The 9,351-nt window shown below is 48.3% G+C and carries 12 protein-coding genes and 1 pseudogene; 2 read left to right on the forward strand and 11 right to left on the reverse strand.

Annotated features, from left to right (window positions below):
• Positions 1-697: IS256 family transposase (locus EXW96_RS02175; RefSeq protein ID WP_174349752.1), on the forward strand; the 697-nt coding region annotated here is incomplete at its 5' end.
• On the opposite strand, the gene EXW96_RS02180 is transcribed toward EXW96_RS02175, so the two are convergent.
• From EXW96_RS02180 to EXW96_RS02225, 11 genes and pseudogenes are all read right to left on the reverse strand, one after another.
• Positions 694-1,320, reverse strand: a complete 627-nt coding sequence (locus tag EXW96_RS02180) for a hypothetical protein (protein ID WP_174349753.1) — start codon at positions 1,318-1,320, stop codon at positions 694-696. The two genes, EXW96_RS02175 and EXW96_RS02180, sit on opposite strands and share 4 nt — an antisense overlap.
• 22 nt (positions 1,321-1,342) lie before the next feature.
• Complete coding sequence (locus EXW96_RS02185) at positions 1,343-1,843, reverse strand: RES family NAD+ phosphorylase (protein WP_217437227.1); 501 nt, start codon at positions 1,841-1,843, stop codon at positions 1,343-1,345.
• Between the two features lie 40 nt (positions 1,844-1,883).
• Positions 1,884-2,636 carry an IS21-like element helper ATPase IstB gene (gene istB, locus EXW96_RS02190; protein WP_174349754.1) on the reverse strand — a complete coding sequence of 251 codons (753 nt, stop codon included), beginning with the start codon at positions 2,634-2,636 and terminating at the stop codon, positions 1,884-1,886.
• 2 nt (positions 2,637-2,638) lie between these two features.
• A complete protein-coding gene (locus EXW96_RS28425) occupies positions 2,639-3,256 on the reverse strand; it encodes a Mu transposase domain-containing protein (protein WP_375256432.1) in 618 nt (205 codons plus the stop codon).
• 15 nt (positions 3,257-3,271) lie between these two features.
• Positions 3,272-4,006 (reverse strand): annotated as a pseudogene (gene istA, locus EXW96_RS28430) (IS21 family transposase); the annotation flags it as partial.
• Positions 4,007-4,163: 157 nt separating this feature from the next.
• Entirely contained in the window at positions 4,164-4,433 is a 270-nt protein-coding gene (locus EXW96_RS02200) for a hypothetical protein (protein WP_174349756.1), read from the reverse strand.
• A 20-nt stretch (positions 4,434-4,453) separates the two neighbouring features.
• Complete coding sequence (locus EXW96_RS02205) at positions 4,454-4,675, reverse strand: DUF5348 domain-containing protein (protein ID WP_174349757.1); 222 nt, start codon at positions 4,673-4,675, stop codon at positions 4,454-4,456.
• Entirely contained in the window at positions 4,668-5,441 is a 774-nt protein-coding gene (gene istB, locus EXW96_RS02210) for an IS21-like element helper ATPase IstB (RefSeq protein WP_174349758.1), read from the reverse strand. The genes EXW96_RS02205 and istB (EXW96_RS02210) overlap by 8 nt, the downstream gene beginning before the upstream one ends.
• On the reverse strand, positions 5,438-6,970 hold the full coding sequence (gene istA / locus EXW96_RS02215) for an IS21 family transposase (protein WP_174349759.1): 1,533 nt from the start codon (positions 6,968-6,970) through the stop codon (positions 5,438-5,440). Before istA (EXW96_RS02215) ends, istB (EXW96_RS02210) begins: the two co-directional genes overlap by 4 nt.
• A 91-nt stretch (positions 6,971-7,061) precedes the next feature.
• Positions 7,062-7,289, reverse strand: a complete 228-nt coding sequence (locus EXW96_RS02220) for a helix-turn-helix domain-containing protein (RefSeq protein ID WP_174349760.1) — start codon at positions 7,287-7,289, stop codon at positions 7,062-7,064.
• Positions 7,290-7,384: 95 nt separating this feature from the next.
• Positions 7,385-7,762: a hypothetical protein gene (locus EXW96_RS02225; protein WP_174349761.1), complete on the reverse strand. Its 378-nt coding sequence runs from the start codon at positions 7,760-7,762 to the stop codon at positions 7,385-7,387.
• 390 nt (positions 7,763-8,152) lie between these two features.
• Between EXW96_RS02225 and EXW96_RS02230 the strand changes: the two genes are divergently transcribed.
• Complete coding sequence (locus EXW96_RS02230; protein WP_174349762.1) at positions 8,153-9,301, forward strand: IS3 family transposase; 1,149 nt, start codon at positions 8,153-8,155, stop codon at positions 9,299-9,301.
• The last annotated feature ends 50 nt before the right edge of the window (positions 9,302-9,351 follow it).

The following is a 9,351-nucleotide window of genomic DNA, read 5'->3' on the forward strand; positions in this document are numbered from 1 at the left end:
CAAAGTCAAGCAGGACGGGCAAATAATCAACAAAGCCGCCTACATGGTTGTAGGCATTGATTTGGAGGGCTACAAGGACGTACTGGGCATTTGGATTGGTGAGAACGAGTCTGCGAAGTTCTGGCTGAGCGTATTGACCGACCTAAGAAACCGCGGTGTACAAGATATTCTGATTATCTGCGTCGATAATCTAAAAGGATTCAGCGATGCCATTGCCGCATGCTACCCGCAGACGGAGATTCAGAAGTGCATCATTCATCAAATCCGCAATTCCATCAAATATGTATCTTACAAGGACTTAAAGAAAGTCACCGCCGCGCTGCGTCCCATCTATACCGCTCCAACGGAGGAAGCCGCTCTGCAGGAACTGGAACAATTCGAGGCGGTATGGGGCAGGCAGTATCCGCTGATTGTACGCTCATGGCGGAATAATTGGGATGAGCTCGCAACGTTCTTCAAATACTCGCCGGAACTACGCAAACTGATTTACACGACGAATATGATCGAAAGCTACCACCGTCAACTTCGTAAAGTCACAAAGGGGAAGAGTATCTTCCCCAACGACGAAGCGTTGCTCAAGATGCTGTATCTAGCGACAATGGACGTGCTTCGCAAGTGGACGGGACGCGTTCAAAACTGGGGACAAATCCTGCTGCAACTTACGGTACACTTTCCCGATCGCGTACATGTCCGCTAAAGGACTTTACATGGAGGAGTGGGCATGATAGGCTGGTTAGCCACGTGATGACCGCTTTCCAGCATCGCCCAATCGCGAGAAATCATGCCCACTGGAGGCTCCATGTCAAGTCCGGCACCAAACTTTGGCATAACCGAGTTTACACAAAATTCTTGACAGACTCGAAAAGCAGATACTGGGAGAATCATTACATAGTTTCCGAAATCTTCGACAAACCTTTGTTTCTGAATTTCTGAAAAGATGACCTTACACTTATAACTTGTATCATCATCACCAACAACCTCTAACATCTTAGAATCAACCATTGTCAAACAAAACACTAGTTTTGTCGTACAGTGATTTAAGGTCATAATACCTTTAGAAGCTTTTCCCTCGAAGATAATTTCATCTGTATCAGGGTCAACTAGCTTAAAATTAAGGAGATTAATGACATTCGATGCTTCTAGTAAATCTCCCATCCCCTTTTTACCTTCGTTTTTTTCCATATCAATAAATTTTCTTAGATTATTCATTCTTAGTTTTCCTGATTGTAATGATTCAAGATGCCATTTCTCAGTTGCAAATTTCAAGAAAAGACAAATTTGTGTGGTGTCATTACCGTCAATCTCTGATAATCTTGGCATTATATAGCCTCCAATAATTAATCTAGTCATTATTCTTCTGTAAAGCTCTGAATAGATAATTCAATAGTTCTTCTCGGTCCTTCTCTTTGTAAGGTAGCAGTTTATAATGAACTAAATCTTCTTCTTGCTCGGGTGCAATTGCTTTTGCTTCATAACAAATATCATTAATCTGATACAACTTAGAATCCACTGCCTCACATTTATTATAATTAAAAATCGTTACATTCCGTCCTCTACCATATAATGAGCTATTGAATCTAATACCTTCAAAACCGAGACTTTTAATAAATTCTGTTATATATTGCGTTGGAATGTAATCTTTTTTATTTGAGTTTGATGGTTTTGAAAAATCAGTCATAATTAGGTAGAATAAATAATTTTCAATCCCATCAGTTTTTGCGAACCCATCATATGTTAAGTCTGCAATTATTAAAGCTTCTTTAACTTGAATACTTGCCACACTTACCAAACTGTTTAAGTATGGCCTAACCTCAACAAGTGCTGTATATGCTGTAACCGTCAAGCCCTTTTGAACAATTATTGCTAAGTAATATTGAACAGTTTTAGCTTGCGAAAATAGTCTGCCGGTACTTCAGACGATAGCTGTCGCCACTTAATTGGATGACCTCGCTCTTATGCAAGATCCGATCCAGGATCGCAGTGGTGATCGCCTGATCTCCCAACAGTTCACCCCAATCCTCCGGCCCTTTGTTTGAGGTGAGGATGATTGAAGTTTGACCGTACAGCTTATTCACAAACTGAAAAAACAAATTTGCTTCATTCCGGTCCATGGCCATGAACATCAAGTCATCCAATATGACCAGATCAGAGTTATGAATACGCCGGAGCTTATGCTGGGACGATCGGGAAATCTCTTGTGTCTTCAGTAAGTGAATTAAGCCATCCATCGGCACGAAGCTCACTTTGCAGCCGTTATGTAATGCCTCTACGCCCAATCCGATGGCGATGTGCGTTTTCCCTACCCCGGGAGGCCCGAGCAAGATGAGATTGTAATTCTGCTCAAGCCATAGAAGTTCCCGTAGTTGCTGAAATTGGCGTTTGCTTATGGATGGTTGTTCTTCCAAACGAAACTCATCCAGCGTCTTCACTTCAGGGAAGGACGCCCATTTATAACGTCTGGTGAGTTGCTTTTCTTCTCGTCGGACTAATTCATAACGGAGCAGCCGTTGCAAAAACTCACTGCATGTCCATTGGTGTTCTTCAGCCTCCATTAAGCTTTCATCAATGATCTGGGCCGCTTCCGTGAGGTTGAGTGTTTTTAAGCTTTGTTTCAGGTGTGTTATGGTCTCGTTCATGTTTAGCCTCCTCTCAAAATGCGCCGGTAGATCTCCACATCACGAATTTGAGGCTTGGCTTTCCATTTGGCCGGATCCACTCCGCTCAGCTGTGTAACATGGCTTCGATCCGATGACGTTTTTTCGCAAGAATTTGAGAAGTGGTTCACGGCATCAGCAAAATCCACGGCTCTGTATAATCGGTTGGCCACACAGTAACGGAGAGCCTGATCCACGGATTCTTGAAATGCCTGATCCAGCGTTTTTTGAATGAGTTGGAGCTGATCACGGGTATACCGCGGATGCAGCCGGCGAATCTCTTCCAGATAAGATGAAGCCAGATCAGGATCAGGAAACTGTCTCCTCACACTTTCAAAGTAAGCAGCAATGCCCTTCTGGCGATCTCGCCGGTGATTCGTGTTCTGGATGAGCTGGCCCCGCCTCTGTGAGCGTTCATGTTCAGCGATGATTTCACCGGTATCCACATCGTGGATTTGAAGCGTGGACTCATTGACCCGGATCCCAACTTCTTTCGAGGTGCCATCATACGTCCCGAGGGGAACGGAATACCGACTCCCTTCATACCAAATGGTGTTGTCCTTCCGCACAGTCCTTGTTATACTCGTACTAGGAGTTTGCATTTTTTCTGGGACCGGGCGAAGATGTTGCTTCTCAAGGGCGAACACTTCGGCTGGTATTTTTTTGGTCGTATGATGGATCAGCGCATTCCCTGTCCGGTCTAACCAAGCCAAGCAGTCCTCATTCAACTTATCCACGCTGATGAAGATCCGATGGCGTGCAAAATTTCGTTTGACGTATTTCACGACATTTTCGATGCGACCTTTGCTCTCGGGGTCTTGTTTTCGGCACATGTGGACATGAAAGCCTCGATGACGCACATAGACCGCAAATTCGTGGGTCAGGATTAGATTCCCGTAATTTTCACTGACGAGCAGCAGATGATCCTGATCATAAACGATTTCTTTCGTCATTCCGCCGTAATATGCAAAAGCTAATTCATGAGCATCGATCACATCCTTCGTTACAAATGGCCGATCTTGCCAATGAACGAATTTCTGCCTGGAATGGGAGAGAACGAACGTCATGAACCAGCACTTGACTAGATTCCCTTGAAGGTTCTTCATTTTCGTCTCCCCGAAGTCCACCTGCATTTGTTCACCCATTGGAGGATCGGGAATGGCTTCATACTGCCTTTGCTGTACCCTCTTTGGGATCCCGTACATCTTCCGCATCATCCGGACATAGCTTCTCACGGTACTTTCCCCAACTTCAATGTCTGGATGGTGCTCTTTTAGCCAATCCCATATTTGAGCGGCAGAGAGGTCGGGGTACTCCCTCAACCACTGAATGATTCGCTGCTCATAGGGGTCTAATTTCTGTTTTTGTCAATATCTTTTTGAGCCAGAGCGATCATATTAAAAGTGAGCCACTTTTGTCTTTTGGTCTTACATAAATGTTTAATATTGTAAGGATTAAAGGGTTTAAAAGGTGCCCCCCTAGGGGGGCGGAAATTTGTAAATATGTTCCTTATTCCAATCCGGTCAGGAGATGCCGGAACCGTGTGTAGGCGGCGAGATGGTCAAACGTTTCGTATAGATCGCTGTGTAGATCCGGAAATGGCTTGTCCTGCCCCTGCGGTGTCAGCCGATTCATCTCCTGACGCAATCCTACCACCTGCTGTTCCAGACTCCTGCAGTACGCAGCGAGTGCGGCGATGAGTTCTTCTGTCTCCTGCCCTTCGAACGCCGCCAACGATTCCACATCATACATCGGCTCTCGAGTCTGCTTGTCATCCATGTCCCTGTTCCTCCTTGTTATCACAGGCTAACAGCATATACGGTTCGTCGATGGAGGACAAACTTGGTATCCTGCATCAGGACGTACCAATCGGTATCGAGCTCCAAGCGGCATTCGTACGCTTTGCTGCCCACATACAGAGTAAAGCATTCCCCGCAGTGGAGGGGGGACGGCCGCGCCGACGTGGGTACGCACCAGACATCTCGGTCGGCATCATAGCGGATCGTCTCCCTTTTACGCATCGTGTTCCTCCTGCGCTCGTCGCTGAAGACTTTGACGGAAGCGGTGGGAGTCTCCGTTCATCATCAGAATGTGCGCCCGGTGCGTCAGGCGATCCAGCAGGGCGGCGGTCAGCTTCTCGTCGCCGAACACCTGCGTCCACTCCGCAAAATCCAGGTTGCTGGTCAGAATGCTGCTCCCGCGTTCATAGCGGCTGGAGAAAAATTGAAACAAGAGTTCCGCACCCGCTCTGGAGAAGGGGACATAGCCCAGCTCGTCACAGATGACGACATCATATTTGAGCCACTGCTTCTCCATGTTCAGAAGCCGGTGTTCTTCTTTGGCCACGAGCAGCTCCTCGACCAAGTTGGCGGCAGTGATGAACCGCACCCGGAAGCCCTCCTGCACCATCTGCATACCGATTGCAATCGCAAGGTGGGTCTTTCCCGTACCGCTGTTGCCCAGCATCAGGACATTCTCTTTCTTCTGCACAAACTCCCCCTGCGCCAGCGTCATGACGCGGTTTCGATTCAGACTGGGCAGCAGGTGAAAGTCGAAGGTGTCGAGCGTTTTGCGGATCGGAAACGCGGCGCGCTGCAGCTTCTGCTGCCGCTGGTTCGCTTCGCGTACGGTTTGCTCCTGTTCAAGCAGTGCCAGTAAATACGCTTCGTAGCTTAGATTGCGCTCTTCCGCTTCGCGTGCCAGGGAGCGGTACTGCTGACGAATGGTCGGCAGTTTGAGCAGCTTGGTCAGGTTTTCAAGGAGCAGTTCAGTCGTTTCGCCTCTCACTTCGCAGCACCTCCACGTGTGAGCTCGCCGTAGCGGTTGGGATCGGCTTTCCGAACGCGGTACTCCGCGAGATCCGCCGGCAGGCTGGCTGCAGGCAGCGCGGCCGGATTCGGCTCCTGTCCGGTAAGCTGCTGCACGATCTGGCGCAGTCCTTCGTAGCGGAAGATCCCAGCGGCCTGTGCTGTCTGAACCGTCCGAATCAGGATGTCCATCCCCACTTCACGGTGGAGCAGGAGGAAGCGGACAAATCCGCGGTCGCCATCCGCACCATACTTCGCATTCATCTGCCGATGAAAGCCGCGCAGCTCCTGCGGAACATCCGCCGTCTGCATGGCACGGGCGTCGCGGACGGCTCGCGGTTTGCGAAGCAGCGCCTCCAGATAATGATCGAGCTTCAGGTGGATGCCGCCGTCTTCGTAGACGCGCCGGTGCTCGGCGATCACTTGGTTTTGAGCCACCACGATCACCTGATCGACAAAACCTTTCACCCATACCTGCTGCCCGACATAGTCGCACGGTACGGAATATTGGCTGCGGTCGAACGTGACGGTGGAGATTTTACTGACCCGGCATTCGGCGGTTCTGCAGGCTTCATAATCGGTGGTCGGAAGCGGATGAAGAGCCTGCTTTTCTTTGAGCCACTGCTCGTGAATCGTTTCCTGCGTGTACGGGACTTTCTTCTGCTGCGCACTCCGCTCGCACCAGGCAAGCAGGAGGTCGTTCAGTTCATCAAGCGACTGCACGTGGGGGACGGGGACGAGCGCGTTTCGCCTCGAATCGCCGACCAGACCTTCCACCTGCCCTTTTTCGTTGCCGGCCTCCGCGCTGCAAAATTCGGCTTTGAACACGTAGTGCGCCTGTAGGGCTTGAAACGCTTCCTGCTCCAATCGGTCGCGGCCCTGCAGCACTTTAATGACCGCCGTTTTGAGATTGTCAAAGAGCCCGATGGCGGGGACGCCGCCGAAGTATCGAAAGCCGTGGACAAATCCGTCGAGGAACGCTTCCTGCTTTTCGTGCGGATAGGCGCGGACAAACCGCTTGCGGCTTGCAGATAGCTGCATGCAGAACAGATACACGCGCGTCAGCCGGCCGCCGAGCATCACGTCGGCTTCTCCCCAGTCGAATTGAAACTGCTGCCCCATCTGGAATTCCAGCGGGATATACACTTCCGGCAGCAGCGTCCTGCGCTGGCGTACGAGGCGGCGAATGTTCGATTCTGAGCCGGTAAAGCCGTATTCGTCCACCAGTCGGTGATAGATGCGTGCTGCGGTATGCCGCTGCTTTTTCCACACGTTCTGATCAGCTTTGAGCCACTCGTCGATCAGCGGCACAATCCGCTCGGTTTCCCTGCGGAGCTTCCGTCCGCCGTAAATCCTCCTGCGTTCCATGGTTGTAGGCGGCAGCTCGGCCTCCAGATGTTTTTTGACGGTGTTGCGTGAGATGCCAAGCTTCTGAGCGGTTTGCCGCTGAGAGAGCCCTTCCCGCTCGATGCAATGTTTGATAAGATGAAACTGAGCCACGGTGATCATCCTTTTCTATCCTCTCCGCCAGATTGTCGACAAATCTAGCATACGAGGAACGTGATAGAATTGGAAATTCGGTGGCTCACTTTTATTTTGATCAAACCGCTTCCGAGTGGCTCAATTTTATATTAGCGAATACAAATTTCTTTTTCCTGGTCTCCATACCTTCCATGAATTGTTTGAATTCATCTGGATTCATGCTCAAGTACTTATACACCGTGTTCCTCGAAACATTTAGTTTTCTAGCAATTTGTGAGATCCTTAATCCTTTCTCTTTCATCTGATGAATGGAGAAAAACATATGCCACCTTTCTAAGCGCTTCATACTCTTCCTCACCCATGATGATTATTCTAAGATGAATGATAGTTAGGGGAGGAAGGAGCGTAAAGTGTTCATTATTATCTAGCGATTTCTGATGTCTATATTCTAGCGGTTACATATGCATCCTCAGCAGTGTACAGATATTTAATAAATGATGGATTAGCCCGACCATCAGACACAACATCATTATTTCTAGGAATAAAAGAACCTTCTGCATCATAACCATGAAACGGACTATTTTTAGTTGTACTTTTCTGCATAGTGATAAAACTTAATAATGTTTCATCCACATCGAACAGTCTTGCACGATAAAAAGTTTGGCCAGTATTAATTTCTCTAGTGTTTCGCACTGAAATTGACTTAATTATGTCCAGTACTTCATGGTTAATGATAAACCTATTTTTATAAAGAACCTCATTCTTGAAATCAGACCATATATAATATGCTTTTTGAAATTCCTCTTTATTTATTGTCATCCTCAACACTCCATTTAACTTTGAGGTTTGAAATGAAGCAATTACGTCGTTTTACAGCATGTTTAGCATCTTCCCCATTTTTCCATTCTATTTTACCATACCCAGTGCCTAGTAAAAGCCAGTTTCTGATTTCTGAAAAGTTTACCCTCATTTACTCCATATGAAATTTTCCTAAAAATGTACCCCTGTACTTTTTATAGAATTTTATAACCTAATAGTTGAAAACACGCTTCTCGTCATGAATCCCAAATCACTAGATACCTTCATTAAGAAGAGCTAAAAGGTTATCTTCGATTTTTCGCGTTATTTACAGAAATTTGCGGTTGAGATCTTTATAATGCTCCCATAGGCTGAGACACGGGAGCGTGAAAAATAAGTTATAATGAGATCATGGAAAAACGGAACCGATATACCTCAGAATTCAAGACGAAGGTTGTGCTGGAGGTGCTCCGCGAGGAGCAGACCGTCAACGAGATTGCATCGAAATACGAACTTAGCCCGGTGATGATCAGCCGGTGGAAAGCAGAGTTCCTGGAGCGCGCTTCGACCGTATTCGAGAAGAAGACGAGCGAAACAGAAAAAATGAAAAAGGAATACGAAGCCAAGCAGGAGCGCTTGGAGAAGCTGGTCGGTCAACTTACGGTTGAGGTCGACTGGCTCAAAAAAAATCTGGCCTCAAATGAATCTCTCGAATCGCGTAAAACGATGGTGGAGCCGGACAACGCAACGACGATCACGCTCAAGCGCCAAGCTGAGCTGCTGTCTGTGAATCGTACCAGCATCTACCGACCGGCCAAGGAGCAGCGCGAGAGCGAAGAGAATGTGCTGCTCATGCACCGGATCGACGAAATCTATATGAAGCATCCCTACTATGGCTACCGCCGCATGACACGAATTCTTCGCGATCAAGGTTTTGAGGTCAATCGCAAGCGCATACGCCGTCTGATGCGGATCATGGGGCTTGAGGCCGTTTATCCCAAGCCGAATCTGAGCAAGCGCCTGCATGCGACCTACACGCGTCCCTACTTGCTCCGCGGCTTGACGATCGACCGGCCAAACCAAGTCTGGGGAATCGACATCACCTATTTACGGATGGGCAAAGGCTTTATGTACCTGTTCCTCATCATCGACTGGTACAGCCGCAAAGTCATCGATGATGAGCTCTCCAGCACGCTGGAGAAAGGCTTTGTGCTCCGCTGTCTCAAACGGGCATTTGGCAGCTGCAAGCCGGAGATCATGAACAGCGACCAGGGCTCTCACTTTACGAACAAGGACTACCTGGAGCTGCTGGAGAAGGAAGGCGTCAAAGTTTCGATGGACGGCAAAGGCCGAGCCACGGACAACAGCCGCACGGAGCGATTCTTCCGTTCGCTCAAGTACGAATGCATCTACATAAACGAATTCGAGGACCCTCGCGCGTTGCGTAAAGGGCTGGCTCGCTATGTCCAATTTTACAATGAGGAACGCCCGCACCAGTCACTCGGCGAAGCGCGCCCCATTCAGTTCTACGCCCATGAAGTAAGGCAAATCGCATCCTAAATACCGGAAGGAGGACATAACTTATTTTCTAAAAAATCATGTCTTGACTT

This window comes from Paenibacillus sp. JMULE4 (assembly GCF_013337105.1).
In the GTDB taxonomy this organism is placed as follows: Bacteria; Bacillota; Bacilli; order Paenibacillales; family NBRC-103111; genus Paenibacillus_G; species Paenibacillus_G naphthalenovorans.

Bases quoted from the DNA above. Each gene is read 5' to 3' on its own strand.
- EXW96_RS02180 (WP_174349753.1), bottom strand. From the start codon at position 1,320: ATGCCAAGATTATCAGAGATTGACGGTAATGACACCACACAAATTTGT.
- EXW96_RS02230 (WP_174349762.1), top strand. From the start codon at position 8,153: ATGGAAAAACGGAACCGATATACCTCAGAATTCAAGACGAAGGTTGTG.
- EXW96_RS02200 (WP_174349756.1), bottom strand. From the start codon at position 4,433: ATGGATGACAAGCAGACTCGAGAGCCGATGTATGATGTGGAATCGTTG.
- EXW96_RS02225 (WP_174349761.1), bottom strand. From the start codon at position 7,762: ATGACAATAAATAAAGAGGAATTTCAAAAAGCATATTATATATGGTCT.
- EXW96_RS02205 (WP_174349757.1), bottom strand. From the start codon at position 4,675: ATGCGTAAAAGGGAGACGATCCGCTATGATGCCGACCGAGATGTCTGG.
- EXW96_RS02220 (WP_174349760.1), bottom strand. From the start codon at position 7,289: ATGAAGCGCTTAGAAAGGTGGCATATGTTTTTCTCCATTCATCAGATG.
- EXW96_RS28425 (WP_375256432.1), bottom strand. From the start codon at position 3,256: ATGCAAACTCCTAGTACGAGTATAACAAGGACTGTGCGGAAGGACAAC.
- istA (WP_174349759.1), bottom strand. From the start codon at position 6,970: ATGATCACCGTGGCTCAGTTTCATCTTATCAAACATTGCATCGAGCGG.
- istB (WP_174349754.1), bottom strand. From the start codon at position 2,636: ATGAACGAGACCATAACACACCTGAAACAAAGCTTAAAAACACTCAAC.